The organism is Streptomyces sp. NPDC091209 (assembly GCF_044757755.1).
Lineage (GTDB): Bacteria > Actinomycetota > Actinomycetes > Streptomycetales > Streptomycetaceae > Streptomyces.
Genome location: NZ_JBIVVR010000001.1, coordinates 38,860 through 64,941, shown reverse-complemented (window position 1 = coordinate 64,941; position 26,082 = coordinate 38,860). Strand labels below are relative to the sequence as shown.

The following is a 26,082-nucleotide window of genomic DNA, read 5'->3' as shown; positions in this document are numbered from 1 at the left end:
CTCCGGCGCGCGCCGGAGGCCGAGCCGTCGCGCGCGCCCGGAGTGAGGCCCACGCACGCCCCGGGAGCGAAACCGGCACGCAACCCCAGCGCGAAGCCCCCCGGCGCGCGCCCGGAGTGAGGCCATCGCGCGGCCCCGTCGCGGGCGGTTCGACAGCGGCGCCGGGGCTCTGCGCGGGGTGTCCCGGCGGGCCCCGGGCCACGTGAAGGCACGCTTCCGGTTCGGTCCTGAACAACTCGGCGCGGCCCGCTTTCCCGCGTGTCGGGCACCCCGGGAGGGGCCCGCTCCCACCGCCCCCGTGGCCTGCGACGGCATTCCGTTTGGGTTTTCGGACCGTCAACCGCAAGACTGCACCCGTGACGTCCCGTAACCCGCGCGACTCCAGGCTCCGACTCGTCAGCCCGCGGTCCCTCGCGGCCGCTCCCCGAGCGGTCACCCAACGCCGCACGCGCCGCCCCGCACCGCGACCGCCGGAAGGCACACCGCCGCCCGCGGAACTCGCCCGTATGGCACGCACCGGCCTGTCCGACGCGGCCCGTGTCGCGCGCTGGGCCGACGCCGCCCTGCGCCCGGGGCGCGACGGCGCGAACCCCGGCGGCAAGGGCGCCCTCTCGGACGCCACCGCCGAACGGGCCGCCGCGGATCTCGGACTGACCCCGGTTCAGGTCCGCGCCGACTGGGACACGGCCCGTCTGGCCGGCCTCATCGAGGTGCACGGCGACACCGCCCGCCCGGGATGGCGGCTGCGCGCCTGGAGCCGCGACGACAGCGCCGTCCTGCGCGGCTGGGTCGCGCTCTTCGACGCCTGGTCCCTCGCGTATCCCGAGCCGGCGGACCGCGAGCCCGCGGCCGTCGCCGAGGTCGTCTCCGCGATGCCCCAGGTGCTCTCCTTCCTTCAGCTCTCCGCCGGGCCCGTCCCCGTGGACCAGCTCCTCGACCTCCTCGGACAGCGCGTCACGGAACTGCGCACCGAGCGCTGCGAAATCCCCTACGGCCCCGAGCCCGTGCCCGCCCCGGAGCCCGCCGAGGTCCCGGACGCCCCCCTCGCCCCCCTCCTCGACTGGGCCCTGCACGCCCTCGCCTCCGTCGGAGCCCTGACCTGTGGGGGAGGGCAGGCCACGCTCACCCCGCTCGGAAGCTGGGCGGTCTGGGTCAAGCTGGAGCAGATCTGCGTCGCCGCGCAGAGCCCCGCCGGGAACATCGAGCAGTCCGCCGAGGACATGCTCCGCGGCTGCGCCCAGCTCCGCCCCAACGCCGCCCGCGCCGAGTACCGCGCCTGGCTCGCCGCCCGCCCGGTAGGCGGCGCCGTCACCGAACTCATCGACGCCGCCCGCGGCGAGGACGCCCTCACCCGCGGCCTCGCCTTCGAGGCGCTGCGCGTGGTCGGCGCCCCCGCCGAGCCCGATGTGCGCGCCGTCGTCGAAGAGACCCCGCTGCGCCCCTACGCCCTGCTGTGGCTCGCCGAGCACGACGGCTACGACCCCGAGGACGCCCACGAGGTCCTCACCCGCGCCGAGTCCACCTGGCTGTGGGTCGACACCGCGGCCGCCGTCGCCGACCACGGCGAGGCCCCGCTCCTCGTCCGCCATCTGGAGTCCGCGGTGCAGCCCACCGTGCCCGCGCTGCTCGACGAGGTGCGCGCGGTCGGACACCCGCGCACGGTGCAGGTGCTGGTCGCGCTCGCCGCCGCCCACCCGGACCCGGCCCTCGCCAAGGCCGTACGCAGGGCCGCCTTCCAGGTGCACACCGGGGGAAGCTGACCGGGGGAAGCCGACCGGGAGCGGGCGGGGGAACCGGCCGGGACCCGGCGCGAGCCGCCGCCCGGCGTTGCTACGCGCCTATCTCCGGGGCGTAGGTGCCGAAGCTCCAGATGTTGCCCTCGACGTCGCGGGCCATGTAGTCACGCGAGCCGTAGTCCTGGTCGGTCGGGGCCATCAGAATCTCCGCGCCGTGGTCCACGGCGCGCTGGTGGTGCGCGTCGACGTCGTCCACGACGATGTAGACCCCGCACGGGCCGGCGCTCTTCATCGCCTCGTCGAAGCGGCCGCCGCGGCCCTTGGAGCCGAGCATCACCGCTCCGTTGCCCTGCACCAGCTCGGCGTGCATCACCGAGCCGTCCTCCCCCTCGTACACGGACAGCTCGGTGAAGCCGAAGGCCTCCGTGAGCTGCCTGATCGCCGCCTTCGCGTCGGTGTACAGCATCGAGGGGTAGATGCTCGGGCGTCCGCCGTTCGTGCCAGCCATGCCGATCACTCCGTCTCGTCCCACACTGCCGGATTTCGATCCGCCGCCCAGTCTGGCACCGGCCACTGACAACGCCCCGCGGCCCGGAATCCGTCGCCCGCCGTGTCGCCCGGCCCGGCGCTCCGGCGCCCCGGCGCCCCGGTTCGGCTCCCGCTCACCGGAACGTGTCGCACTGCGCCATGTCGCCGCTGGTGAAGCCCTGGTAGAACCACTGCCGGCGCTGCATGGCCGACCCGTGCGTCCAGGTCTCCGGGGTCACCCGGCCCTGGTACCTCGACTGGATCCGGTCGTCGCCCACGGCCGCCGCCGCATCCAGGCCGTCACGGATGTCGGTGTCCGTCAGCGAGGTCAGCAACGGCTTCCCCGTCGACGAGGACGGTGTGGTGGTCGCGTGCCGCGCCCACACCCCCGCGTAGCAGTCGGCCTGGAGCTCCACCTTCACCGAGTCGCTGTTCGCGCCGGTCACGCCGCCCTGCGACCGGTTCAGCGTGCCCATCAGGTTCTGCACGTGATGCCCGTATTCGTGCGCCACCACATACGCCTGCGCGAACGGTCCGCCGCCGGAGCCGAACTTCGTACGAAGGTCGTCGAAGAAACCGAGGTCCAGATACCCCTTGCGGTCACGGGGACAGTAGAAGGGCCCGACGGACGACGAGGCGGTGCCGCACGCGGTGTCGACCCGGCCGCTGAAGAACACCATCGGGGCGCGCGTGTAGGTGCCGCCCCTGCGCGCGAACTCGCGGGTCCAGTACGCCTGGACGCTGTTGACCACCGCCACGGTCCGGCAGTCCTCCTGGGCGTTCGCGTCCCGCCCCGTCCGGCAGGCCTGCCGCACCTGCGCGAGTGAGGAGGCGGTCGCCCCGGACCGGCCGCCGCCCGAGGAGAGCCCGAGCTGGTCGGGCCCCACCCCGAAGAGCAGTCCGATGACGAGGGCGATCAGGCCGGCGAGGCCGCCGCCGATGGTCGCCCTGCCGCCGGGGATCCGACTGGCGCGCACGTCCTGCACCTCGGAGGTGTCCAGACCGGCGTCGTCGTCGAACTGCATGGGCGCACCACTTCCTGCCGTACGTCGCTCCGTGGCGCCATCCTCATACGCTCCCGGACCCCCGGCCCCGGACCGAGGTCCGAACGGGCGACGCACGGCACCGCCGCCGGTCAGGCCGCGTGTCCGGCCTCCCTGCCCCGGGTGGGCTGCCCGTCGATCCGCGCGGCTCCCACGGCCTCGTGCCGCCCCGGGCGGCCGGAGCGGCGATAATCATCACAGCGGGACCGGAGAGATCATCGTCATGCAGGACCAGCACCGGATCACCCGGGCCGAGCCCCCTCGACACCCTGCGGGGGCGCCCGAGAGGCGCCCGAGAGGCACCGCGCGGCGGGGTGAGTGTCACGGTGCGCGACGCCCGCACACCGGAAAAGCGGTTGCGTCGCCCCGTTAGACTTGGCCCATGGCCATTCTCCTCGCGCATTAGACGGCGGGAACGTCCTCAGCCGTCCACCCCGCCAACGACCCTGCCCTGGAGTCTGTCCGTGATCTCCGCCTCCGGTATCGAGCTGCGCGCCGGCGCCCGCATCCTCATCGAGTCCGCCACCTTCCGCATCACGAAGGGCGACCGCATCGGCCTGGTCGGCCGCAACGGCGCGGGCAAGACGACCCTCACCAAGGTCCTCGCGGGCGAAGGCCAGCCCGCCGCGGGCACCGTCGCCCGCTCGGGCGAGGTCGGCTACCTGCCGCAGGACCCGCGCACCGGCGACCTCGACGTCCTCGCCCGCGACCGCGTCCTGTCGGCCCGCGGCCTGGACGTCCTGATCCGCAAGATGCGCGAGAACGAGCAGCGCATCGCCAACGGCTCGGGCGCCACCCGCGAGAAGGCCATGCGGCAGTACGAGCGCCAGGAGACGGAGTTCCTCACCAAGGGCGGGTACTCCGCCGAGGCCGAGGCCGCGACCATCGCCGCCGCGCTCAACCTGCCCGACCGGGTGCTCGGCCAGCCCCTGCACACGCTCTCCGGCGGTCAGCGCCGCCGTATCGAGCTGGCCCGCATCCTCTTCTCGGACGCCGACACCCTGCTCCTGGACGAGCCGACGAACCACCTCGACGCCGACTCCATCGTCTGGCTGCGCGACTACCTGAAGACGTACCGCGGCGGCTTCATCGTGATCTCCCACGATGTCGACCTCGTCGAGACGGTCGTCAACAAGGTCTTCTACCTGGACGCCAACCGCGCCCAGATCGACGTCTACAACATGGGCTGGAAGCTCTACCAGCAGCAGCGCGAGGCCGACGAGAAGCGCCGCAAGCGCGAGCGTCAGAACGCCGAGAAGAAGGCCGCCGCGCTGAACTCGCAGGCCGACAAGATGCGTGCCAAGGCCACCAAGACCGTGGCCGCGCAGAACATGGCCAAGCGCGCCGACAAGCTGCTCGCCGGCCTGGAGGCGGTCCGCGTCTCCGACAAGGTCGCCAAGCTGCGCTTCCCCGAGCCCGCGCCCTGCGGCAGGACCCCGCTCATGGCGGAGGGCCTGTCGAAGTCGTACGGCTCGCTGGAGATCTTCACCGACGTCGACCTGGCCATCGACAAGGGCTCCCGCGTCGTCATCCTCGGCCTGAACGGCGCCGGCAAGACGACCCTCCTGCGCCTGCTCGGCGGCGCCGAGAAGCCCGACACCGGAGAGGTCATCGAGGGCCACGGCCTCAAGCTCGGCTACTACGCGCAGGAGCACGAGACCCTCGACCCCGAGCGCACGGTCCTGGAGAACATGCGCTCCGCCGCCCCCGACCTGGACCTGGTCGAGGTCCGCAAGACACTCGGCTCGTTCCTGTTCTCCGGCGACGACGTCGACAAGCCGGCCAGCGTGCTCTCCGGCGGCGAGAAGACCCGGCTCGCGCTCGCGACCCTCGTCGTCTCGTCCGCGAACGTCCTGCTGCTCGACGAGCCGACGAACAACCTCGACCCGGCCAGCCGCGAGGAGATCCTCGGCGCGCTGCGCACCTACAAGGGCGCCGTCGTCCTCGTCACTCACGACGAGGGCGCCGTCCAGGCGCTCCAGCCGGAGCGGATCATCCTGCTGCCGGACGGCGTCGAGGACCTGTGGGGCTCCGACTACGCCGACCTGGTGGCCCTCGCCTGAGCCCGTGCGCTGCCCCTGGGAGGGGGTCCGCGCCAGATGATCGAATGACTGATCCACTGCGCATGGATCATTCGGCCGATCCGTGATCCACCATCTGTGTGAGATCTCCTCGTACCGAGGTGTGTCCTACACCGATTTCACGGCCGAGTCCCTTGTTCCCAAGGGCTCGGCCGTCTTGCGTCGCTGACCAGGCACTTCGCGGAGGAACCCGTTCGGCTGTACGGACGTCACCAGCCGGAATGACTGATTCCACTCGTGGGGACGGACTCCTGTCGTCAAAACCGTGTCTTACGGACCTTGCCGAATGGGTGGCCATGGCGCCCGAAAGGGGTGATCATGAGAGTCCAGAGCGCACTTCCCATGAGGAGGACCGGGTGGCCGAGACTCTGAAGAAGGGCAGCCGGGTTACCGGCGCCGCGCGCGACAAGCTCGCGGCAGACCTGAAGAAGAAGTACGACTCCGGTGCGAGCATCCGAGCGCTGGCCGAAGAGACCGGCCGTTCGTATGGCTTCGTGCACCGGATGCTCAGTGAGTCGGGAGTCACGCTCCGAGGGCGTGGCGGAGCGACGCGGGGCAAGAAGGCCGCCTCGGCCTGAGGCCGGGCGTCCCCATCGGCTTCGGTGGTGACCACCCGGTCGGTCGGGTGACCGACCGGGTGGTTACTGTGCAGTCACTTAGGTGCGTTCCCTCGTGTCTTCGCGGGGTGCGCAGCTGATCCGACCGCACCCATCGGAGGCACCCCATGGCTTCGCTCGACAAGGATCTCGACCCGGTACTCGACAAGGACGGCGTACGGCTCACCGTCGACGGCGCGATCGCCACGGTGACGCTGACCAATCCGGCCAAGCGCAACGCCCAGAGTCCTGCTCTCTGGCGGGCCTTGACGCAGGCCGGCCGGTCACTGCCGGGCTCCGTCCGCGTGGTCGTTCTGCGTGCCGAAGGCCAGTCCTTCTCCGCGGGGCTGGACCGGCAGGCGTTCACGCCCGAGGGCTTCGACGGGGAACCGTCGTTCATCGACCTCGCGCGTGGCTCCGACGCCGAGCTCGACGCGACCATCGCCGAGTACCAGGAGGCGTTCACCTGGTGGCGGCGCAGCGACCTCGTGTCGATCGCCGCGGTGCAGGGGCATGCCATCGGTGCGGGGTTCCAGCTCGCGCTCGCCTGTGACCTGCGCGTCGTCGCCGACGACGTGCAGTTCGCCATGCGCGAGACCAGCCTCGGTCTGGTGCCCGACCTCACGGGAACGCACCCGCTGGTCAGCCTCGTGGGATACGCCCGCGCGCTGGAGATCTGCGCCACGGGCCGCTTCGTCCTGGCGGAGGAGGCCGAACGCACCGGGCTCGCCAACCTCGCCGTGCCCGGCGAGCAGCTCGACGCCGCGGTCGGCGACCTGGCCGCCGCGCTGCTGGCCGCGCCGCGCGACGCCGTGATCGAGACGAAGGCCCTGCTGCGCGGGGCCCAGGACCGGTCGTACGAGGAGCAGCGCTCCGCCGAGCGGGCGTCCCAGGCCCGCCGGCTCCGCGACCTCGCGGGCGTGGGGGACTAGGACAGGTCCTAGCCACCCCCTGAGGCTCTCCGGGGCAGGACGCCCACCGGCGGCGGACGTCCCCGCTCCCTAAGGACGGGCGTCCCGGCTCACGGCCGTCACCAGGACCGCCACGGACGGCGTGTCCCGAGCCGCCTCCGCGACCGCCGCCCTGACCGCCCGCGCCACGTCCACCGCCCGCTCGTCCGGGGAGACCGCCAGTTCGACGCGGATGTGGCGGCGCGGCAGGGCCGGTTCCGTGGCGGGCGCGGTCTCGACGTGGACCGGTTGGCCGAGGACGTCCGTCAGACGGGTGACGCCCGGGACGGCGAGAGCGGCCGCCGCGATCCGAGCCCGCTCGGGATCCTTCGGCACGACCGCCCCACGCCCGTCGTCGGCCGACCCGGCGACGGCCCCCTTCCCCGGGTCGTCGGCCGGAACGGCGGCTTGTGTCGCCCGTAGGAGGTCACCAGAGCCGGCCGTCTGCGCCTCCTGGACGCGGTCGGCCCGGCCGGTGGCCGGTGGCTCCTGGACGCCGTCGGCCGGGACGCTGCCCTGCGACTTCGGTCCGTTGTCCGCCGGGACGGCAGGAGGTGGCTTGCGTACGTCGGCGGCCGGGCCGGTGGCCTGTGGCTCCTGTGCCCGGTCACTCGGGACGTCGGCCTGTGGCTCCTGTGCCCGGTCGCTCGGGACGTCGGCCTGTGACTTCCGCCCGTTGTCCGCCGGGCCCGCAGGCCCTGACTTCCGTACGTCGTCGGCCGGGGCGGTGGTCTGTGACTCCTGTCCGTTGTCCGCCGGGGCGGCAGGAGGTGAGTCCCGTACGTCGGTGGCCGGGACGGCTGCGGGGGTCTCCGGGGGTTCGGTCGCCGGGAGCGCGGCGGATGGTTCGTCCTCCTCCAGTAGGTCCGTCACCCGTAGGTCCACCTCGGTGATGTCGAGACCCAGCCGCTGTGTCGCCGCGGTGGCCAGGGTCTGGCGCAGCCGGGCCGCGATGGCCGGGAGGGGTTCGACACCCGGGACCGTGGGATCCGCCGAGGCCAGGAACTCCGCCGTGACCCGCAGCGGGCCGGGCGGCAGGGCGCTGGGCGGAGGCGGCACCGCGGGCGAGCCGGTCCGGTCGGGATCGGCGAGCGCGATCCGGAGCGCGCCGAGACGCACACCGTCCACACCGGCCGCCGCGCGCCGCAACGCGGACTCGGCCGCCTCCTCGGTGATCCACGCGCCGTCGCGAGGAAGGCCCAGCGGCAGGAGTCTGCCGAGCCCGAGCTGATGCCGTACCACTTGCGTCCATCGGTCCGCCGTCATCACCCCAGCCTGCCCCATCCATGGCGCGCGACCGCGCGACCCGACCTACTGTGAGCAGAGGAGGACGACCGAAAGGGACGTACGGCAATGACCGACATGACCGAGCGGAACCGGACGGACAGCCCCGACATCGAGAAGGAGAGCCAGCAGACCCGTAAGCCCACCAGGCGCGGCGGTGGAGATCCCGCCACGCGGGGACGGACCACGATCGCCGACGGAGTCGTGGAGAAGATCGCCGGGCTCGCCGCCCGTGACGTGGTCGGTGTCCACACGATGGGCAGCGGGCTGAGCCGGACCTTCGGAGCGGTGCGCGACCGGGTGCCGGGCGGGTCCAAATCCGTGACACGGGGTGTGAAGGCCGAGGTCGGCGAGCTGCAGACGGCGCTCGACCTGGAGATCGTCGTCGACTACGGCGTCTCGATCGCCGACGTGGCGCGGGACGTGCGCGAGAACGTCGTCGCGGCCGTCGAGCGCATGACGAGCCTCGAAGTGGTGGAAGTCAACATCGCGGTGAGTGATGTGAAGCTTCCCGAGGAAGAAGACGAGGAGCCGGAGTCGCGGCTCCAGTGACCCTCGGGCCACCGGAACGCCCCGGACGTCCCGGCCACCGCACCACGAGTGATCACGCGGCCACCGACTGCTGAGGAGCGCACCATGAGCTTGGCCGTGATCGGCATGATCGCCGGAATGGCGCTGGCCTTCGCCGGGTACTTCGGCGGTTTCGGCGCCTTCCTCCTGGTGGCCGCCCTGGGGGCCGTCGGGTTCGTCGTCGGACGGCTCCTGGAGGGGGACCTGGACATCGGCGACTTCTTCCGTGCCCGTGACGACCGGCGGCGGTGACGCGTGCCAGGTCATGTCGACCGGCTCGGTGAGACACGGCCGGGCCTCGCGACCGTCGCGGCCGCCGAGCGGGGCGCCACCCGGATCGCCGACCGGGTCGTCGCGAAGATCGCGTCACAGGCGGCGCGCGAGGCGCTGCCCCCGCTGCCCGCCGACGCCGTGCCCCCGCACGCGACGGTCGTCGTGCGACGGCAGTCGGCCGGTGGCGGAGCGGACGGCACACCGACGCACAGCGCGCAGGTCCGGGTCAGCCTCGAACTCGGCTACCCGGCCGACATCGGTGCCCAGTGCGGCGAGGTGCGTCGTCATGTCGCCGAGCGGGTAAGGGCGTTGGCGGGAATGGAAGTGCCGGAGGTGGCCGTCCAGGTGGAGCGGTTGCACCTGGCGCACGGGCCCGGCGCGGCACAGGGGAGGACGCAATGAGCGAGCCCCAGGGCTCCGAGAACACCCGCAAGCTGCCCGTACTGGAGAAGCCGGAGAAGGGGGACGACGCGGGCGCGCTCGGGCAGTCCGCCTCCGCGGCCGCCTACGAACCGCTGAACACCGTCGACGACGAGGACGGGCGCCAGGGCCGGTTCTGGTCCGCGCGGCGCATCCCGGCGGGCATCCTCGCGCTCGTGCTCCTCGTCGCCGCGGGCGCCTTCCTGTACGACGTCGTGGCCGTGCGTGCCGGGCGGATGGCCCTGCGCTGGCGCACCTGGCTGTCCCAGCAGCTTGCCGAACGGCCGCTCGACGACACCGCGGTCCTCGTCGGCGCCGGAATCGCCGCCGCGGTGGGACTCTGGCTCATCGTCCTCGCGGCCACGCCCGGACTGCGGGACGTGCTGCCGATGCGGCGCACCCACGCCGATGTCCGGGCCGGGCTGCACCGGGGCGCCGCCGCGATGGCGCTCCGCGACCGGGCCATGGAGGTCGCCGGTGTGCAGTCGGTCCGGGTGCGCGTGAAGCGCCGGAAGGTCGACGTCCGCGCGGTGTCGCACTTCCGGGAACTCGACGACGTGCGCGCCGACCTCGACACCACGCTCACCGACGGCATCAAGGGGCTGGGACTGGCCCGCTCGCCCGCCCTGTCGGTGCATGTCGCGCGCCCCGGAAGGAAGGGGTGAGGGTCCGTGCTCCGGATCGTCAACCGCGTACTGATCGGCTTCATCGGGCTCGTGCTGCTCGTCCTCGGCGGCTCCGTGCTCGCCGTCGGACTCGGCGTACGGCCGCCGTCGTGGTGGATCCACGACGGGCGGCACGACGTGTTGCTCAGCACCGCCGAACGGACCAAGTGGCGGGACCAGGGCTGGTGGTGGCCCGCGGTCATCGCCGCGTTCGCGGTGCTCCTGCTGCTCGCCCTGTGGTGGTTGGCCGCCGTCGTGCGGCGCCGACGTCTTGCCGACGTGCTCGTCGACACCGGCGACGGGGCGGGCGCGCTGCTGCGCGGCCGGGCCCTGGAGGGGGTGCTGGCCGGTGAGTCGGCCCGGCTGGTCGGGGTCGACCAGGCGCACGTCCATCTGACCGGCCGGCGCAGTCTGCCCGAGGCGCGCGTGCGGCTCCTGCTGGAACCGCACGTGGACCCCGGGCGCGCGCTGCACCTGCTGACCGTGGAAGCACTCGCGCACGCACGTGACTCGGCCGGCCTCGCCACGCTCCCCACGGAGGTCCGCCTCCGCGGCGTCAAGCACCGCGCGGAGCGCGTGACCTGACGGGCGCCCGCTTGCGGTCGGGCGCTCACGGTGCCGTTCCCTCCCCCTGGGGCGGGTCCACCGGGACCGCCTGCCGCCGGGGAGGACCCTGCCGCGCGGATCCGCCGCCCCGCCCGGCTTCGGGAGGAGGTCTGTCTGGCCCTGCCGCCTCGAAGGCCTTGCCGCGCTCCCGCGAAGGCACGTCTTCGCGGGCGTCAAGCACCGCGCGGAGCGCCTGACCGGTGCCCGCTTGCGGGTAGGCGTTCTGCCCGGGGCCGCCCGCTTTCGGGAGGGCGCTTCTGCGGGCCCCCATGCGTCCGCGACGGCCCCAGGGGCTCGGCTCCGTGGGCGGGCTCGGCATCCGGGTCTAGAATCCGCTGCGCATTCCGCCGTCCACCGGCACCATGATGCCGGTCAGGTACGACGCCGCGGGGGAGAGCAGGAACGCGGCCGTGCGGCCGAACTCCTCCGGGGTGCCGTAGCGGCGCAGCGGGATGCGGGACTCGTTGGCCGCGCGGGTGGCCTCGGGGTCGGCGGACAGCCCGTCCAGTTCGCGGACGCGGTCCGTGTCGATACGGGACGGCAGCAGCCCGACGACCCGGATGCCGCGCGGGCCCAGCTCGTCCGCGAGGGACTTGGCGAAGCCCGCGAGGCCCGGACGCAGACCGTTGGAGATGGTCAGCCCGGGGATCGGCTCGTACACCGAGCCGGAGAGCACGAAACCGACGACACCGCCCTCGCCGAGCTCCGCGGCGGCCGCGCGGGCCAACCGGACGGCACCGAGGAACACCGACTCGAACGCGACCATCCACTGCTCGTCGCTGTTGTCCGCGGCGAACCCGGGCGGCGGTCCGCCCACGCTGATCAGGATGCCGTCGAAGCCGCCGAAGTGGTCACGGGCGCCCGCGATCAGCCGGGCCGGGGTCTCGGCGGCGCCGTTGTCGGCCGCGACCCCGACCGCGTTCGCGCCGAGCGCGGAGGCGGCGTCGGCCGCGCTCTTCGCGTCGCGCCCGGTGACGACCACCTTCGCGCCGTCGGCGACGAGTTCACGCGCGGCGGCGTTGCCCAGGCCCCGGGTGGCTCCCGTGACGACGTACACACGATCCTTCAGTCCAAGATCCATGGCCCCATCCTCCCCTATCCCGGTGGTGCGACCCCTTCCGTTTCGCCCGCGTTCTCGACGCCGAACAGGCTGAGGGCGGACACCACCAGACCGATGTGGCTGAAGGCCTGCGGGAAGTTGCCGAGCTGGCGGCCCGCGACCGGGTCGTACTCCTCGGACAGCAGGCCCAGGTCGTTGGTGAGGCCGACCAGCCGTTCGAACAGCTCGCGCGCCTCCCGCGTACGGCCCGTCAGATACAGCGCGTCCGCGAGCCAGAACGAGCAGACGATGAACGTGCCCTCGTCGCCCGGGAGTCCGTCGACGCCGGTCGTCGCGGCGCTGTAGCGGCGCACCAGGAAGCCGTCGCGGGCGAGTTCGGCGCGGACGGCGTCGACCGTGCCGACCACCCGGGGATCGTCGGGGGGCAGGAAACCCACCCGGGGGATGAGCAGCAGGGAGGCGTCCAGTTCGGGTGAACCGTAGGACTGCGTGAAAGTGTTCCGGCCGGGGTCGAAGCCGCGCTCGAGCACCTCCCGGTGCACGTCGTCGCGCATCTCCCGCCAGCCCTCCAGGTCGCCGTCGAGGGTCGGGTCGTCCTCCAGGGTGCGCACCGCGCGGTCGGCGGCCACCCAGGCCATCACCTTCGAGTACACGAAGTGCCGGCGTGGGCCGCGCACCTCCCAGATCCCCTCGTCCGGCTGCCGCCAGGCGACCCGCAGGAACTCCATCATGGCGCACTGCACCCGCCACATGTGGGGCCGTGACGGCAGGCCCGAACGCCGGGCGAGCGACAGCGAGTCGATGACCTCGCCGTACACGTCGAGCTGCAACTGCTCCACGGCGCTGTTGCCGACCCGGACGGGCGCGGAGCCGGCGAAGCCGGACAGCCACGGAATCTCGTACTCCGGCAGTCGGCGTTCCCCCGAGAGGCCGTACATGATCTGGAGGTCCGACGGGTCGCCCGCGACCGCGCGCAGCAGCCAGTCGCGCCACGCCTCGGCCTCCTCGTGGTAGCCGGCCGCGAGGAGCGCGCCGAGGGTGAGCGTGGAGTCGCGCAGCCAGCAGTAGCGGTAGTCCCAGTTGCGGACGCCGCCGAGTTCCTCGGGCAGCGAGGTGGTGGGGGCGGCCACGATGCCGCCGGTCGGCGCGTAGGTGAGGGCCTTGAGCGTGATCAGGGAGCGTACGACGGCGTCCCGGTGCGGCCCGTCGTAGCGGCAGTGAGCCGCCCACGCCCGCCAGTCCTGGACGCTGGTCTCCAGTGCCTCGAAGGGATCGCACAGGGGCGGCCGGGGCCGGTGCGAGGGGTGCCAGGTCAGGACGAAGGCCACCTTCTCGCCCGCCGCCACGGTGAACTCAGAGTGCGTGCGGAAGTCCTTGCCCCAGGTGTGCACGGGCGGCTCGCTGCGCAGCCACACCGAGTCAGGCCCCGCGACCGCCACCCGGTGGCCGTCCGCGCGGCGCATCCAGGGCACGACCGAGCCGTAGTCGAACCGCAGCCGGAGCAGACTGCGCATCCGGACGGTGCCGCTGAGACCTTCGATGATGCGTACGACATCGGGGGCGTGCTCGCGCTGCGGCATCAGGTCGGTCACCCGGACCGAGCCCCCGGCGGTGTCCCACTCGGTGTCGAGCACCAGCGTGTCCGGGCGGTACGCGCGCCGGGTGCACGCGTCCGCCCCCTCGGGCGCGATCCGCCAGTGACCGTTGTCCTCGTCGCCCAACAGGGCCGCGAAGCAGGCCGCGGAGTCGAAGCGCGGCAGGCACAGCCAGTCGACGGAGCCGTCGCGGCCCACCAGAGCGGCGGTCTGTTCGTCCCCGATGAGCGCGTAGTCCTCGATGCGTCGGTGCACGGAGGACGGGTTCCCGAACGGGGTGACGGTCAATCGGGCCGCCGGAGTGGCGTGAGGGTTCCGGGCGCTACACGGTCGCCGGTTCCGCTTCCGGCGTGGCCTGCGCGGCGGCGGCCTCCGCCCGGTCGCGGCGCTCGCGGCGGACCAGGACCACGAAGCCGACGGGGACGCCCGCGGAGAAGAGCCACCACTGGATCGCGTACGCCATGTGCGGGCCGATGTCGCTGTGCTCGGGGTCCGGGATCAGCTCGGGTGAGCCGCCCTTGGGCTCGGGCGCGGTCTGCTCGATGTAGCCGCCGAGGACCTGCTCGCCGAGCCGCCCCGCCTCCTGCCCGCTGTTGATCAGCATGACCTGACGGGCGGGCAGGCCCCGGACGTTCTTGATGCCGCTGTCGGCGGTCGTCTGGTCGGCCATCAGCCGGCCGGTGACGGTGATCTCGCCCCGGGAGGGGGCCGGGATCTTCGGGAAGGCGGTCTGCGCGCCGTCCGCCGGGACCCAGCCCCGGTTGACCATCAGGACGCGGCCGTCGGCCAGGACGAACGGGGTCAGGACGTGGTAGCCGACCTCGCCGTCGGCGTTGGTGCGGCGGCGGACGACCTCTTCGTGCGCGGTGTCGAAGTGCCCCTTCGCGGTCACCCGGCGGAACAGGTCGTCGTTCCGGATCCCCTGTCCCGGGGCGGTGACCGTCTCTGCGGACACCGGCTTCGCGGCGAGCGAGTCGGAGATCACCGTGTTCAGGGCGACCTTGTGCTCATGCCGGTGAAGCTGCCAGAAGCCCAGCTTGATCATCGTCGGGATGAGCGCGAGGGCCACGAGGGTGAGGATCACCCACTGCCGGGACAACAGGAAGCGGTACACCCCATTGACGGTACTCGGCATGATTCGGCCCTCGACGGGAGGGTCCCGCCGAGGGCCGTGCGATGCCCTGCACGGGGCCGGGCCCGGGCCCGGGACTCAGACCTTGTCGACGATCCCCGCCCTCCCCTCCGCGCGGGCGCAGTGCGCGCCGCAGTACCAGTGGCCCTCGACCTCGACGCCCTGGCCGATGACCTGGACGCGACAGTGCTCGCAGATCGGGGCCATCCGGTGGATCGCGCAGGAGAAGCAGTCGAAGACATGCACAGCGCCCTGTGCGTGCACCTCGAAGCTCATTCCGTAGTCATTGCCGCAAACTTCGCATCTCGCCATGCGCCACAGGGTGGGGTGCGGGGGCGGTGCGGGCGAGCGGATCCCGGGCGAGTCGCCCGTCAATCACCCGTACGTCCGTCACCCTTCCGACGCGGGTTCGACGTCGCGCAGCAGTTGTCCGAACGCCGCCTCGTCGATCACCGGTGTCCCGAACTGCTTGGCCTTGACCACTTTCGACGTGCTGGAGTCCGGGTCGTTCGTCACCAGCAGGCTGGTGAGCCGGGACAGGCTCGTCGCGACGTGCAACCCGGCCTCGACCGCCCGGTCCTCCAGCAGTTCGCGGTCGACGGACGTGTCCCCGGAGAACGCGACCCGCATGCCCTGCTTGAGCGGTTTGTTCGACTCGTACCGGCCCGGGTTGGGATGGGGGCATGCGGGGCGCTTGCGGGAGGGGCGCCAACTCCCGGACGGGTAACCGCCGGACGCGTAGCCCCCGGCCTGCCGTCCGATCCGCGGCGCGGCGGCACTGTCCGACCACTCCTTGAGCGGCAGGCACTCGAGCAGCGGCAGACGCACCCCCTCGCGCGCGGCGGCCCGCAGGCTCGGCCGGAACGCCTCGGCCAGCACGCGCGCGTCGTCCAGCGCGTGGTGCGCCCGCTGCTGTACGACCCCGAAGTGCGCGGCCAGCGACTCCAGCTTGTGGTTGGGCAGCGGCAGGCCCAGTTCCTTGGAGAGCGCGATGGTGCACAGGCGCTGGCGCACCGGCGCCTCGCGCTCCGCGCGCGCGTACTCCCGCGCGATCATCGACCAGTCGAAGACCGCGTTGTGCGCGACCAGCACCCGGCCGTCGAGCCGGGCGGCGAACTCCTCGGCGACGTCCTGGAAGAGCGGAGCCCCTTCGAGCATCTCGCTCGTCAGGCCGTGGATCCACACCGGGCCAGGGTCCCGCTCCGGATTGACCATCGTGTACCAGTGGTCCTCGACCTCGCCGCGCGCGTCCAGCCGGTAGACGGCGGCGGAGATTATCCGGTCGTCGCGGGCCAGTCCGGTGGTCTCCACGTCAACGACCGCGTATCCCTGCGGATACGCGGCCGGCCAGGAGGCTGGGGACGCTGCGGTCGTGAGGTCTTCGAGCATGGTCAATGAGGATACGGGCCGTGACTGACAGTCCGGCCCCCGCCTTCCCGGATCCGGCGCCCCCGAGCGCCCGCCACCGGGCCACCCGCGCGCGAGCCCCGCAACCGGGCGCGGCGGGCCCGGCGTTGACGCGCTCAGCCCAGCGCCGCCATCAGGTCCCCCGCCGTCAGGGCGGTCGGACCGCGGCCGTCGACCGGGCCGGGCGGCAGCCGGTACACGGATCCGCTCGCGCCCTGCGGGGCGACGCCCCCGTGCACCAGGGCGAGCAGCACATGCCTCTTCGCGGCCCCCCTGCGGCGAGCCCGTCCGGGTCCTCGGCCGGGTGCCGCCGCTCCGGGAGCTCCAGAGCGCGGACCCGGGCGGCGAAGGGCACGTCCGTCCCGCCCTCCCCGCGCGCGTAGTGCCACGGTTCGTCGTCCGACGCCGCCCGCCGGACCACCGCGACCTCGTCCGTACGGGCCGCCGCGTGCCACACAGCCAGGTCCCACAGGGGCGTACGCCCGGTGGCGAGCAGCCGCAGCACGTCGGTCGCCGTGGTGAGGTGCGCGGCGAGCGGCGGGCGCACGGCCGCGCGCGTGCGCCGGTCCAGCGGGAGACTCCCGAGCACCAGGGCCTTCGTCTCGCGGACGGGGACGTCCGCGGGCAGCCGTTCCGACGTGGTGGGCGCGTGCGCCGGCAGCAGCTTCACATCGTCCCGGTCCTGCGGCGGCAGGGTGAAGACCCGGTCGACGTAGAACTGGAAGGTGTCGTCGGGCACCGAGGCCGGGACGCTGCGGAACAGGCGCATAGGGGTGCGGTCGGCGCCCGGTTTCGCGGAGCCGCCGCGGAAACCGGGTCCAGGGAGGCGTCGGTCCGCGGGGCCGTCGAATATTCCTGGGACCGGGGAAGCCGGTCCGTCCGCTCAGGTTCCGGACCCGGGCGTCCGGTCGGCGCACGGCTATGGACCTTTCGCCCGTGCGGTGCAAGCGTGCTGCGCGCCCCAGCAGGTAGCGCCTACGAAGGGCGGTACGGACATGGCACGAGTGAGGTACGGCGCACGGACCGAGGCGGAGATCGCCGCTTCGCGCACCGCGAGCTCCAGACTCCCCGACATCTGGTCCACCGGTGTGGTGGCCGTCTGGGAGAGCGACCCGGACGCGGTCGCGGCGGTCCTGCCGCCCCCGCTGAAACCCACCGCACGGCCTTTGGTGCGGGTGAACATCAGCAAGGTCGATCTGCCCGGATACCCGCTGGGCGCCGGCTCGTTCGCCGTCGCCGCCGCGCACCAGGACGTCGAGGGCTGGTATCCGCTCGTCATGCCGATGACCCACGAACGGGCCCTGATCGGCGGCCGCGAGGTCTTCGGGGAGCCCAAGAAGCTCGGCGAGGTGACGGTCGAGCGCGACGGACTCGTCGTGCGCGGCGTGCTCGCCCGCCACGGCATCGCCTTCGTCGAGGTACGCGGCGCGGTGAGCGGGGCCCTGCCGCTGCCGGAACCGGCGCGGAAGACCGACTTCTACTTCAAGTTCCTTCCCGCGGTGGACGGTTCGGGCTTCGACGCCGACCCGGTCCTCGTGCACTGCGTGCGCAACGAGAAGGTCCGCAGACTGGAGCGCGTCACCGGGGACGTCGTCCTGCGCGAGTCGATGTACGACCCGGTCGCCGATCTGCCCGTACGCCGGCTGGTGGAGATCACCATCGGCGAGAAGACCAGCGACCAGACGGGCCGGGTCGCCGAACGCGTCAGCGGCCGGGCCCTGTTGCCCTACATCCACCAGCGCTACGACGATCCGCAGCAGATTCTCGACGGTCCGCCCGAGGGGAGCGTCTGATGGAACTGCGCGCGGGACAGGTCGCCGTGGTCACCGGCGCGGCGAGCGGCATCGGGCTCGCCATGGCACGACGCTTCGCGGCCGAGGGGCTGAAGGTGGTGCTCGCCGACGTCGAGGAGGGCGCCCTGGAGAAGGCCGCCGGGGAGCTGCGCGAGGACGGCGCCGACGTCCACGCGCGCGTGGTGGACGTCGGCGAGCGCTCCGAGGTCGTCGCGCTCGCCGAGGACGTGTACGGCACGTACGGCGCGGTGCACGTCCTGTGCAACAACGCCGGTGTCGGCTCCGGCGCCGAGGGACGGATGTGGGAGCACGACCCGAACGACTGGAAGTGGGCCTTCGCCGTCAACGTGTGGGGCGTCTTCCACGGCATCCAGGCGTTCGTGCCCCGGATGATCGCCGCGGGCGAACCGGGCCACGTCGTCAACACCTCGTCCGGCGACGGCGGGATCGCCCCGCTGCCCACCGCCTCCGTGTACGCCGTCACCAAGGCGGCCGTGGTGACGATGACCGAGTCGCTGTACGCGCATCTGAAGGCGGAGCACGCGCGCGTGGGCGCCTCCGTGCTGTTCCCCGGGCCCCACATGCTCCGCACGGGCCTGTGGGAGTCGCACCGCAACCGGCCCGCGCGGTACGCGAAGGAGCGGCCCCGCAGGACCCCGTACCGCAGCCTCGGACAGTGGGAGGCCGCGATGAAGGAGGCGGGCCACGACGTGCGGTTCACCCCCGTCGAACAGGTCGCCGACCTGGTCGCCGAGGGCATCCGCGCGGACCGCTTCTGGCTGCTGCCCGAGAGCGAGCACAGCGACCGGCAGATCCGGGCCCGGTCGCAGTCGATGCTCGACCGGGCCGATCCGTCGTACCTGGAAAGTTTCATCCTCGACTGAGGGGGCGCGGTGACCGAACAGGACCCGTATCTGATCATCTCCTCCGACTGCCACGCCGGACTCCCCACCGAGGAGTACCGGCCCTATCTGGACTCCCGATTCCACCGGGACTTCGACGAGTTCCTCGCGGGCCGTGACCGGCGCCGCGAGGAGATGACGCGCCTGGGCGTCCGCAACGAGGCGTTCGCGGACAAGTGGTTCCACGACAACGAGGAGGGTCTGCGCGGCGGTTGGGACACCGCGCAGCGCCTCAAGGAACTGGACGGCGACGGGGTGGCGGCCGAGGTCGTCTTCCCCGACGCGGACGCCGTGGACAGCCGGACCGCGGCGCCCTTCGGCGTCGGCCTCGGCCTCTCCGGAGACCAGGACCCGGAACTCGGCATGGCGGGAGCCCAGGCCCACAACCGCTGGCTCGCCGACTTCGTCTCCGAGCATCCCGAACGGCACTGCGGGGTCGCCCTGTTGCCGGTCACCGGCGAGACCGGACGGGTCGTCGCCGAGGTGCACCGCGCCAAGGAGTCGGGCCTCGGCGCCCTGATGATCCCCTCCATGTGGGTCGACAAGGCGCCCTACCACGACCGCCGTTACGACCCCGTGTGGGCGGCGGCCGCCGAGTGCGCGATGCCCGTGCTCACCCACTCCGGCGCGGCGCCGCGCCACGAGTACGGCGACCACCTGGGAATCTACGTCTCCGAAGTCACCTGGTGGCCCGCGCGTCCCCTCTGGTTCCTTCTCTGGTCGGGGGTCTTCGAGCGGCATCCCGGACTCCGTTTCGGCGTCGCCGAGTCGGGCTGCTGGTGGCTGCCCAACCTGCTGTGGTTCATGGACCGTCTCTATCTCGGCGCGCACGGCGGCAAGAAGCTGTCCCCGTTCGCCGAGCTGAAGCGGCCCCCGCACGAGTACCTGGACCGGCAGGTCTTCATCTGCGCGACCAACACCAAGCGCCGCGAACTCGCCCAGCGCTACGAGATCGGCGTCGACAACATCCTCTGGGGCAGCGACTTCCCGCACCCCGAGGGCACCTGGCCCGACACCCGGGCGTGGCTGGCGAAGACCTTCCACGACATCCCGGTGACGGAGACCCGCCGCATGCTCGGCCTCGCGGCGGCCGAGGTGTTCGGCTTCGACGTCGGTCGACTGGCCCCGCTCGCCCGGCGGATCGGCCCCACCCCCGCCGAACTGGGCCAGCCGGAGGACCAGTCGGCGGTCGAGGCGTCCTGGGCGCGCTCGCGCGAGGTGGGCCGGCACTGGCTGACGGACCACGACTTCCCCGTGCTCGGAGTGAGCCCATGAGCGCCGAGGACCGCTACACCGTCATCTCCGCCGACTGCCACGCGGGCGCCGATCTCCTCGACTACAAGCCGTACTTGGAGCGCCGCTACCACGAGGACTTCGACGCCTGGGCGGCCGGATACGTCAACCCGTACGAGGACCTGCTCGCCGACACCGCCGACCGGAACTGGAACTCAGGGCGGCGCGTCGCGGAGCTGGAGGAGGACGGCATCGTCGCGGAGGTGGTCTTCCCGAACACCATCCCGCCGTTCTTCCCGTCGGCCTCCCTGATGGCACCGGCCCCGACGGCAGGGGAGTTCGAGCAGCGGTGGGCGGGTCTGCGGGCCCACAACCGCTGGCTCGCCGACTTCTGCGCGGCGGCGCCCGGCCGGCGCGCGGGCGTCTTCCAGATCCTCCTGAACGACGTCGACGCGGCGGTCGAGGAGATCCACCGGTCGGCGGGCGCGGGTCTCAGGGGCGGTCTGCTGCTGCCCGGCGCACCCCCGGGCTCGGGCCTGCCCGAGCTGTACTCGTCGGCGTACGACCCGATCTGGGCGGCCTGCGCCGAACTGGGCGTCCCGGTGAACCACCACGCGGGCTCCGCCTCGCCGCCGCTCGGGGACGAACCGGCGGCCCGCGCGGTCTACATGGTGGAGACGACCTGGTTCTCGCACCGGGCACTGTGGCACCTGGTGTTCGGCGGCGCGTTCCGCCGCAACCCCGGTCTGAGACTGGTGCTGACCGAGCAGGGCTCGGGCTGGATCCCCGGGGTGCTCGACATGCTGGACTACTACCACGGGCGCCTGGTCGCGGCGGCCGGCAAGGCGTCGACCGCGTCGAAGGCGTCGACGGCCGAGTCGAAGTTCGGCGCGGGGCTGGCCGCGACGATGGGCGAGCGCCCCTCCGAGGTCTGGCGCGACAACTGCTTCGTCGGGGCCAGTTTCATGCGCCCCCACGAGGTGCCGCTGCGCGACCGCATCGGCCTCGACAAGATCATGTGGGGGAGCGACTACCCGCACGACGAAGGCACCCATCCCTACACCCGCGAGGGCCTGCGCATCGCCTACGCGGGCCTGCCCCGGGCCGAGATCGCCGCCATGGTCGGCGGCAACGCGGCCCGCGTCTACGGCTTCGACCTGGAGTATCTCGACGAGATCGCCGCGAAGGTCGGCCCCACGGTGGCCGAGATCGCCGAACCGCTCGGCACTCCGCCCGCCGACGCGACGAGCCCGGCGTTCGCGAGAGGAGGCTCGGTGCGCGTGTGGTGAGCGCCGCCGTCACCCCGGGGGCTCCTCGGCCCGTACGGACCGGGGCACCACCGGGTCGGTGCGGCGCGCCCCGGCCCCGGGGTGCGATCCTCCCGGTGTGACGCAACCGACGCACGACGAGGCCCACGGCGGCACCCTCGGCTCGCGGCTGAACTGGCTGCGGGCCGCCGTCCTGGGCGCCAACGACGGCATCGTCTCCACCGCGGGGCTCGTCGTGGGCGTGGCCGGCGCGACCAGTGACCGCGCGGCACTGTTCACCGCGGGCCTCGCGGGACTGCTCGCCGGGTCGATGTCCATGGCGGCGGGCGAATACGTCTCCGTCTCCACCCAGCGGGACTCGGAACTGGCGGCCCTGGCCATGGAGAAGCGGGAGCTCAAGGAACAGCCGGAGGCCGAACTGGAGGAGCTGACCGAGCTGTTGGAGCAGCGCGGCCTGTCGCGGGAGGTGGCACGCGAGGCGGCCGGACAGCTCACCGAGCGGGACGCCCTGCGGGCCCACGCGTCCGAGGAACTCGGCATCGACCCCGACGACCTGACCAACCCGTGGCACGCGGCCTGGGCGAGTTTCCTCGCGTTCACCGCCGGAGCGCTGCTGCCGCTGCTGGCGATCGTGCTCCCGCCGGAGGCCTGGCGGCTCGGCGTCACCGTGGTCTCCGTGCTGGCCGCGCTCGCCCTCACCGGCTGGAGCAGCGCACGGCTGGGCTCGGCGGACCCGCGGCGCGCGGTGCTGCGGAACACGGCCGGGGGAGCAATCGCCATGGCGGTGACGTACGCGGCCGGAGCCCTGCTCGGAGCGACGGGCGTATGAGCGTACCGGCGCGTGCGCGGCCGTACCGGCGGGTGTACGGCCGCAAGGCCGGGCGCGGGGAACCGTCCTTGCCGGAGAGCACCGGGAGACAAGCGCCTACCGGCGGTAATACTTCTCGGTAACAGACTCTGTACGCAGCCGACCAGCGCATCTACGGTGCACCCATGCCGAACCTGCCCGACGTCGTGCTCCTGTCGATACCCGCCTTCGTCCTGCTCGCCGTGATCGAGATGGTGAGCGTCCGGATCCATCCGGACGACGACGCCGCGGGATACGAGACGAAGGACGCCGCGACCAGTCTCGGCATGGGACTCGGCAGCCTGTTCTTCGACTTCCTGTGGAAGACCCCGATCGTCGCGGTCTACACGGCGGTCTACGCGCTGACCCCGCTGCGGGTACCGGTCCTGTGGTGGACGATCCCGCTGATGCTGCTCGCGCAGGACTTCTTCTACTACTGGTCCCACCGCGGCCACCATGTGATCCGCGTCCTGTGGGCCTGTCACGTCGTGCACCATTCCAGCAGGAAGTTCAACCTCACCACCGCGCTGCGCCAGCCCTGGACGGGCTGGACCTCGTGGCCCTTCTACCTCCCGATGGTCGCCCTCGGGGTGCACCCGGCCGCGCTCGCGTTCTGCTCGTCGGTGAGCCTCGTCTACCAGTTCTGGATCCACACCGAACGCATCGACAAGATGCCCCGATGGTTCGAGTCCGCCTTCAACACGCCCTCCCACCACCGCGTCCACCACGCCTCCCAGGGTGGCTACCTGGACCGCAACTTCGGCGGCATCCTCATCGTCTGGGACCGGATGTTCGGATCGTGGGTCGCGGAGACCGAACGGCCCGTCTACGGGCTCACGAAGAACATCACCACGTACAACCCGCTGCGCGTGGCCACCCACGAGTACACCGCCATCGCCCGGGACGTCAGGGCGGCGGCGAACTGGCGCGAGCGCGCCGGACGGATCCTCGGCGGCCCCGGCTGGCAGCCCGCGCCCCCGGCCGCCACCGCGCCGACCCCGGTCACGGAGTCCGTCGCGTGAGCCCGAGCCCGCGTTCCGCGCGCGTCCTGCTCGTCTGTTTCACGCTGGCGGCGGCCGTGGACCTCCTCTCGCTGCTCGCCGGATCCGACCTCGGGCACCAGGTCGCCAAGCCGCTCCTGATGCCGCTGCTCGCCGCGTACGCGGCCGTACGCGGCGCACCCCGGCTCCTCGTCACGGCCCTGCTCCTTGGCTGGTGCGGCGACCTGGCGCTCATGTCGGACGCCGACCCCGCCTTCCTCCTCGGCATGGCCTCCTTCGCGGCGGGGCACGTGTGCTACCTCGTGCTCTTCCGCGGAACCGCACGCGTGCGAAGCGCACGGCTCCTCGGCGCGTACGCGACCGTCCTGGTCGCCCTCGTCGTCCTCCTGTGGCCCGGTCTGCCGGCCGGCCTGCGCGTCCCCGTCGCGGGCTACAGCGTGCTGCTGACCGCGATGGCGTACGGGGCCACACGGCTCGGGCCCGTCGCGGCGCTCGGGGGTGCTCTCTTCATGCTCTCGGACACGCTCATCGCCACCGGCGTGGCCGACTGGCCGCAGCTTCCGAAGGCGGCCTTCTGGATCATGCTCACGTACGTCGTGGCCCAGTTTCTGCTGGTCCGAGGCGTCCTGGGCCCCCTCGCCGCGCGACGCGCGCTCGTGGCGGCGTACGGTGAGATGCGCTCGACCACCCCCTGAGCGCATCTCACCCACGCCCCGCACGAGAGGGATCCTCACCATGCGCGCCACCACCATCCACGCCCCGTTCGACATGCGCGTGGAGGACGTTCCCGAGCCCATGGTGCAACTGCCCACCGACGCGGTCGTCCGCGTGCTGCGCTCCTGCATCTGCGGCAGCGACCTGTGGGCGTACCGCGGCGAGGCGGAGCGGCAGGCGGGCCAGCGGATCGGGCACGAGTTCCTCGGCATCGTCGAGGAGACGGGCTCCGCGGTGACAGGCGTCAGGCGCGGGGACCTGGTCGTGGCGCCCTTCATGTGGTCCGACGGCGTGTGCGAGTACTGCCGCGACGGACTCACGACCTCGTGCCGGCACGGCGGCTTCTGGGGCGCGGTCGGCTACGACGGCGGCCAGGGCGAGGCCGTGCGGGTTCCCTTCGCCGACGGCACCCTCGTACAGCTGCCCAAGGAGGCGGCCTCCGACGACCACCTGCTGTCCGCGCTGCTGACACTCTCCGACGTCCTCGGCACCGGCCACCACGCGGCCGTCGGCGCCGGGGTCCGCAAGGGCTCGACCGTCGCCGTCGTCGGGGACGGCGCCGTCGGACTGTGCGCCGTGCTCGCCGCCAAGCGGCTCGGCGCCGATCGGATCATCGCGCTCGGCCGCCACCAGGTGCGCACCGACATAGCGCGCCGCTTCGGCGCCACGGACGTCGTCGCCGAGCGCGGCGAGGCGGCCGTCGAGGCCGTCCGCGAGCTGACCCGGGGCCAGGGCGCGATGTGCGTCGTCGAGGCGGTCGGCACCGAGCAGTCCATGAGCACGGCCGTGAACATCACCCGCGACGGCGGCGCGATCGGCTTCGTCGGAGTGCCCCACGGCAGCGGTACGGGACTCGACCTGGGCGTCATGTTCGACCGGAACATCGCCCTGCGCGGCGGGGTCGCCCCGGTCCGCGCGTACATCCCCGAGCTGCTGCCCGACGTCCTCGACGGCACGATCGACCCGTCGCCGGTCTTCGACATGACCATCGGCCTGGAGAGCGTGCCCGAGGGCTACAAGGCGATGGACGAGCGGACCGCGCTGAAGGTCCTCGTCACCAACTGACGCCGGGGCGGTACCCAGGGGCTCACGGTCGGCCGCCCGACTCCTGCCGCGCCGTCCCGCCACCCGCTCCCGCCGCCCGTCCCGCGGTTCACCACCGGATGGGCAGCGGGAGCGCCGTCAGCAGGCCCGACACCGCGACGACCACGCCCAGCGCCACGACCTCCGCGCGCGCCGGGGAGCAGGCGCCGAGCGGATCCTTCGCGCGACGCAGCCGCAGCCGCGCCCGGAGGGCCAGTGCGGCGACGGCGGCCACGAGGATCACCTTCGCGAGCAGGGTGCGCCCGTACGCCGTCGACGTGAGCTGGTCCAGGATCGTGCCGGGCGGCATGCGGCGCAGCGCGCTCCAGATGCCCGAGGCGGTGATCGCGGCGAACAGGACGGCCGCCACGCGCGCGTAGAGACCGAGTAGCGCGACCCCGGCCCGTGAACCCCCGCCCCGTGAACCCCCGGCCGCCTCCGGCCCGGTGGTCAGGCCTGTCCCTGGCCCGGTAGCCGCAGCCGCAGCCGCAGCCGCAGCCGCAGTCGGCCCGGTGGTCGCGGTCCTTCCTTGGCCCGTGGGCTCGACCGCTCCCGCCCCGGTGGGTGCGCCCTCCGCGGCACGCCAGCAGCGCAGCAGCCGTAGAACCTGCAGCAGACCGCCCGCCCACAGGGCCGCGCAGGTCAGATGAACGAGGGTCAGGGCGGAGCCGACCAGCGCGTCGTGCTCCGGCGCGGGATGCGCGCGCAGCGCCTCCGCGAGGAGCACCAGGGCCAACGGCCCCACCTGGGCGGCGGGCCGGCGCGAGCGGGCGCAGAGCCAGGCCACCGCGAACGCGTTGACCTCCAGGAGCGCCAGCCGGCCGTCCCGGATCCGGTACAGGCCGCCGATGTCCAGGTCGGCGAGGTGACGCGGCAGCAGATTGCCCGTCGCCACGACGGAGGCCAGGCCCAGCGCGACGAGGAACCCGGTGGCGGCCGCGGGCGCCGCCCAGCTCCGCGGCGCCGGCGGCGCGCCGGGCACCCGGCGCGCCAGCCGGGCCGCGAACAGTTCCCCCACGGGAACGCAGAGCGCCGCGAACAGCACCGTCCGCAGCAGGGCGATCCCGCCCACGCCGGGTGCCGCGGCCTCTCCCGTGCCGGTGAGCGCGGCGCGCGGGCCGAGCGAGGGGATCAGGACCGCGACGGCCACCAGGGCGAGGACGGCGACGGCCCGGCGGGTGGCCCGCCGCCGCGCCGCCCCGCTCGTGTCCGCCGCCCCGGCCGTCGGTCGTATCAACGTCACCCCACGAACCTCGTCAGCGGTCACGGATCCGGGCAAGTCACCGTAACCCGTA

General features: G+C 73.0%; 26 protein-coding genes and 1 pseudogene. 17 read left to right on the top strand and 10 right to left on the bottom strand.

Going from position 1 to position 26,082, the window contains the following annotated elements; all coding sequences use genetic code 11:
- Positions 1-356: 356 nt before the first annotated feature.
- The gene (locus ACIQRL_RS00325; RefSeq protein WP_401324975.1) at positions 357-1,760 is read left to right on the top strand and encodes a hypothetical protein; all 1,404 of its coding nucleotides are present in this window, start codon (positions 357-359) and stop codon (positions 1,758-1,760) included.
- 70 nt (positions 1,761-1,830) lie between these two features.
- Here ACIQRL_RS00325 and ACIQRL_RS00320 read toward each other — a convergent pair whose 3' ends face one another.
- Both ACIQRL_RS00320 and ACIQRL_RS00315 read right to left on the bottom strand, forming a co-directional pair.
- Complete coding sequence (locus ACIQRL_RS00320; RefSeq protein ID WP_401324972.1) at positions 1,831-2,244, bottom strand: VOC family protein; 414 nt, start codon at positions 2,242-2,244, stop codon at positions 1,831-1,833.
- 154 nt (positions 2,245-2,398) lie between these two features.
- Complete coding sequence (locus tag ACIQRL_RS00315; RefSeq protein ID WP_401324970.1) at positions 2,399-3,289, bottom strand: neutral zinc metallopeptidase; 891 nt, start codon at positions 3,287-3,289, stop codon at positions 2,399-2,401.
- Between the two features lie 482 nt (positions 3,290-3,771).
- Here ACIQRL_RS00315 and ACIQRL_RS00310 point away from each other — a divergent pair, with 482 nt between their 5' ends.
- The 3 genes from ACIQRL_RS00310 to ACIQRL_RS00300 all read left to right on the top strand — a co-directional run bounded on the left by ACIQRL_RS00310 (position 3,772) and on the right by ACIQRL_RS00300 (position 6,916).
- Positions 3,772-5,370: an ABC-F family ATP-binding cassette domain-containing protein gene (locus ACIQRL_RS00310; RefSeq protein ID WP_401324968.1), complete on the top strand. Its 1,599-nt coding sequence runs from the start codon at positions 3,772-3,774 to the stop codon at positions 5,368-5,370.
- Positions 5,371-5,744: 374 nt separating this feature from the next.
- Complete coding sequence (locus ACIQRL_RS00305; protein WP_006123601.1) at positions 5,745-5,966, top strand: helix-turn-helix domain-containing protein; 222 nt, start codon at positions 5,745-5,747, stop codon at positions 5,964-5,966.
- A gap of 146 nt (positions 5,967-6,112) precedes the next feature.
- Positions 6,113-6,916, top strand: coding sequence for an enoyl-CoA hydratase/isomerase family protein (locus tag ACIQRL_RS00300; RefSeq protein WP_401324965.1), 804 nt, complete (start codon positions 6,113-6,115; stop codon positions 6,914-6,916).
- A 771-nt stretch (positions 6,917-7,687) separates the two neighbouring features.
- On the opposite strand, the pseudogene ACIQRL_RS00295 reads toward ACIQRL_RS00300, so the two are convergent.
- Positions 7,688-8,200: pseudogene (locus ACIQRL_RS00295) on the bottom strand (nucleopolyhedrovirus P10 family protein); the annotation flags it as partial.
- A gap of 87 nt (positions 8,201-8,287) precedes the next feature.
- Here ACIQRL_RS00295 and ACIQRL_RS00290 point away from each other — a divergent pair.
- The 5 genes from ACIQRL_RS00290 to amaP all read left to right on the top strand — a co-directional run bounded on the left by ACIQRL_RS00290 (position 8,288) and on the right by amaP (position 10,731).
- A complete protein-coding gene (locus ACIQRL_RS00290; RefSeq protein ID WP_401324963.1) occupies positions 8,288-8,770 on the top strand; it encodes an Asp23/Gls24 family envelope stress response protein in 483 nt (160 codons plus the stop codon).
- An 84-nt stretch (positions 8,771-8,854) separates the two neighbouring features.
- Entirely contained in the window at positions 8,855-9,040 is a 186-nt protein-coding gene (locus ACIQRL_RS00285; protein WP_261703263.1) for a hypothetical protein, read from the top strand.
- Between the two features lie 3 nt (positions 9,041-9,043).
- Positions 9,044-9,463 carry an Asp23/Gls24 family envelope stress response protein gene (locus ACIQRL_RS00280; protein WP_401324960.1) on the top strand — a complete coding sequence of 140 codons (420 nt, stop codon included), beginning with the start codon at positions 9,044-9,046 and terminating at the stop codon, positions 9,461-9,463.
- Entirely contained in the window at positions 9,460-10,146 is a 687-nt protein-coding gene (locus tag ACIQRL_RS00275; protein ID WP_401324957.1) for a DUF6286 domain-containing protein, read from the top strand. The genes ACIQRL_RS00280 and ACIQRL_RS00275 overlap by 4 nt, the downstream gene beginning before the upstream one ends.
- Before the next feature lie 6 nt (positions 10,147-10,152).
- Positions 10,153-10,731, top strand: a complete 579-nt coding sequence (gene amaP, locus ACIQRL_RS00270) for an alkaline shock response membrane anchor protein AmaP (protein ID WP_401324954.1) — start codon at positions 10,153-10,155, stop codon at positions 10,729-10,731.
- A gap of 346 nt (positions 10,732-11,077) precedes the next feature.
- On the opposite strand, the gene ACIQRL_RS00265 is transcribed toward amaP, so the two are convergent.
- From ACIQRL_RS00265 to ACIQRL_RS00240, 6 genes are all read right to left on the bottom strand, one after another.
- Complete coding sequence (locus ACIQRL_RS00265; RefSeq protein ID WP_401324951.1) at positions 11,078-11,833, bottom strand: SDR family oxidoreductase; 756 nt, start codon at positions 11,831-11,833, stop codon at positions 11,078-11,080.
- A 14-nt stretch (positions 11,834-11,847) separates the two neighbouring features.
- Positions 11,848-13,662: a glycoside hydrolase family 15 protein gene (locus ACIQRL_RS00260; RefSeq protein ID WP_401324948.1), complete on the bottom strand. Its 1,815-nt coding sequence runs from the start codon at positions 13,660-13,662 to the stop codon at positions 11,848-11,850.
- 67 nt (positions 13,663-13,729) lie between these two features.
- Complete coding sequence (locus tag ACIQRL_RS00255; RefSeq protein WP_401327955.1) at positions 13,730-14,521, bottom strand: SURF1 family protein; 792 nt, start codon at positions 14,519-14,521, stop codon at positions 13,730-13,732.
- Positions 14,522-14,617: 96 nt separating this feature from the next.
- On the bottom strand, positions 14,618-14,851 hold the full coding sequence (locus tag ACIQRL_RS00250; protein WP_328909420.1) for a hypothetical protein: 234 nt from the start codon (positions 14,849-14,851) through the stop codon (positions 14,618-14,620).
- Between the two features lie 78 nt (positions 14,852-14,929).
- Positions 14,930-15,928 carry a DEDDh family exonuclease gene (locus ACIQRL_RS00245; RefSeq protein ID WP_401324945.1) on the bottom strand — a complete coding sequence of 333 codons (999 nt, stop codon included), beginning with the start codon at positions 15,926-15,928 and terminating at the stop codon, positions 14,930-14,932.
- A 166-nt stretch (positions 15,929-16,094) separates the two neighbouring features.
- Positions 16,095-16,715 carry a hypothetical protein gene (locus ACIQRL_RS00240; protein ID WP_401324943.1) on the bottom strand — a complete coding sequence of 207 codons (621 nt, stop codon included), beginning with the start codon at positions 16,713-16,715 and terminating at the stop codon, positions 16,095-16,097.
- A 226-nt stretch (positions 16,716-16,941) separates the two neighbouring features.
- Between ACIQRL_RS00240 and ACIQRL_RS00235 the strand changes: the two genes are divergently transcribed.
- The 8 genes from ACIQRL_RS00235 (at position 16,942) to ACIQRL_RS00200 (ending at position 24,769) form a co-directional block, all read left to right on the top strand.
- On the top strand, positions 16,942-17,739 hold the full coding sequence (locus ACIQRL_RS00235; protein WP_401324940.1) for an acetoacetate decarboxylase family protein: 798 nt from the start codon (positions 16,942-16,944) through the stop codon (positions 17,737-17,739).
- Complete coding sequence (locus ACIQRL_RS00230) at positions 17,739-18,623, top strand: SDR family NAD(P)-dependent oxidoreductase (RefSeq protein ID WP_401324937.1); 885 nt, start codon at positions 17,739-17,741, stop codon at positions 18,621-18,623. Before ACIQRL_RS00235 ends, ACIQRL_RS00230 begins: the two co-directional genes overlap by 1 nt.
- A 9-nt stretch (positions 18,624-18,632) precedes the next feature.
- Entirely contained in the window at positions 18,633-19,916 is a 1,284-nt protein-coding gene (locus ACIQRL_RS00225; RefSeq protein ID WP_401324935.1) for an amidohydrolase family protein, read from the top strand.
- On the top strand, positions 19,913-21,163 hold the full coding sequence (locus tag ACIQRL_RS00220) for an amidohydrolase family protein (RefSeq protein WP_401324932.1): 1,251 nt from the start codon (positions 19,913-19,915) through the stop codon (positions 21,161-21,163). Before ACIQRL_RS00225 ends, ACIQRL_RS00220 begins: the two co-directional genes overlap by 4 nt.
- A 97-nt stretch (positions 21,164-21,260) precedes the next feature.
- Positions 21,261-21,971, top strand: a complete 711-nt coding sequence (locus ACIQRL_RS00215) for a VIT family protein (protein ID WP_401324929.1) — start codon at positions 21,261-21,263, stop codon at positions 21,969-21,971.
- Between the two features lie 164 nt (positions 21,972-22,135).
- Complete coding sequence (locus ACIQRL_RS00210) at positions 22,136-23,011, top strand: sterol desaturase family protein (protein ID WP_401324926.1); 876 nt, start codon at positions 22,136-22,138, stop codon at positions 23,009-23,011.
- Positions 23,008-23,685, top strand: a complete 678-nt coding sequence (locus tag ACIQRL_RS00205) for a lysoplasmalogenase (protein WP_401324924.1) — start codon at positions 23,008-23,010, stop codon at positions 23,683-23,685. Before ACIQRL_RS00210 ends, ACIQRL_RS00205 begins: the two co-directional genes overlap by 4 nt.
- Positions 23,686-23,725: 40 nt before the next feature.
- On the top strand, positions 23,726-24,769 hold the full coding sequence (locus tag ACIQRL_RS00200) for a zinc-dependent alcohol dehydrogenase family protein (RefSeq protein WP_401324921.1): 1,044 nt from the start codon (positions 23,726-23,728) through the stop codon (positions 24,767-24,769).
- 88 nt (positions 24,770-24,857) lie between these two features.
- Here the strand turns inward: ACIQRL_RS00200 and ACIQRL_RS00195 are convergent, their stop codons facing one another.
- Positions 24,858-26,030 (bottom strand): CopD family protein, encoded by a 1,173-nt coding sequence (locus ACIQRL_RS00195; RefSeq protein ID WP_401324918.1) that lies wholly within the window; start codon positions 26,028-26,030, stop codon positions 24,858-24,860.
- Between the last annotated feature and the right edge of the window lie 52 nt (positions 26,031-26,082).

Excerpts from the sequence above, each read along its gene's own strand:
- ACIQRL_RS00320 (WP_401324972.1), bottom strand. The coding sequence starts at position 2,244 with ATGGCTGGCACGAACGGCGGACGCCCGAGCATCTACCCCTCGATGCTG.
- ACIQRL_RS00315 (WP_401324970.1), bottom strand. The coding sequence starts at position 3,289 with ATGCAGTTCGACGACGACGCCGGTCTGGACACCTCCGAGGTGCAGGAC.
- ACIQRL_RS00300 (WP_401324965.1), top strand. The coding sequence starts at position 6,113 with ATGGCTTCGCTCGACAAGGATCTCGACCCGGTACTCGACAAGGACGGC.
- ACIQRL_RS00290 (WP_401324963.1), top strand. The coding sequence starts at position 8,288 with ATGACCGACATGACCGAGCGGAACCGGACGGACAGCCCCGACATCGAG.
- ACIQRL_RS00285 (WP_261703263.1), top strand. The coding sequence starts at position 8,855 with ATGAGCTTGGCCGTGATCGGCATGATCGCCGGAATGGCGCTGGCCTTC.
- ACIQRL_RS00275 (WP_401324957.1), top strand. The coding sequence starts at position 9,460 with ATGAGCGAGCCCCAGGGCTCCGAGAACACCCGCAAGCTGCCCGTACTG.
- ACIQRL_RS00265 (WP_401324951.1), bottom strand. The coding sequence starts at position 11,833 with ATGGATCTTGGACTGAAGGATCGTGTGTACGTCGTCACGGGAGCCACC.
- ACIQRL_RS00250 (WP_328909420.1), bottom strand. The coding sequence starts at position 14,851 with ATGGCGAGATGCGAAGTTTGCGGCAATGACTACGGAATGAGCTTCGAG.
- ACIQRL_RS00245 (WP_401324945.1), bottom strand. The coding sequence starts at position 15,928 with ATGCTCGAAGACCTCACGACCGCAGCGTCCCCAGCCTCCTGGCCGGCC.
- ACIQRL_RS00240 (WP_401324943.1), bottom strand. The coding sequence starts at position 16,715 with ATGCGCCTGTTCCGCAGCGTCCCGGCCTCGGTGCCCGACGACACCTTC.
- ACIQRL_RS00235 (WP_401324940.1), top strand. The coding sequence starts at position 16,942 with ATGGCACGAGTGAGGTACGGCGCACGGACCGAGGCGGAGATCGCCGCT.
- ACIQRL_RS00230 (WP_401324937.1), top strand. The coding sequence starts at position 17,739 with ATGGAACTGCGCGCGGGACAGGTCGCCGTGGTCACCGGCGCGGCGAGC.
- ACIQRL_RS00220 (WP_401324932.1), top strand. The coding sequence starts at position 19,913 with ATGAGCGCCGAGGACCGCTACACCGTCATCTCCGCCGACTGCCACGCG.
- ACIQRL_RS00210 (WP_401324926.1), top strand. The coding sequence starts at position 22,136 with ATGCCGAACCTGCCCGACGTCGTGCTCCTGTCGATACCCGCCTTCGTC.
- ACIQRL_RS00200 (WP_401324921.1), top strand. The coding sequence starts at position 23,726 with ATGCGCGCCACCACCATCCACGCCCCGTTCGACATGCGCGTGGAGGAC.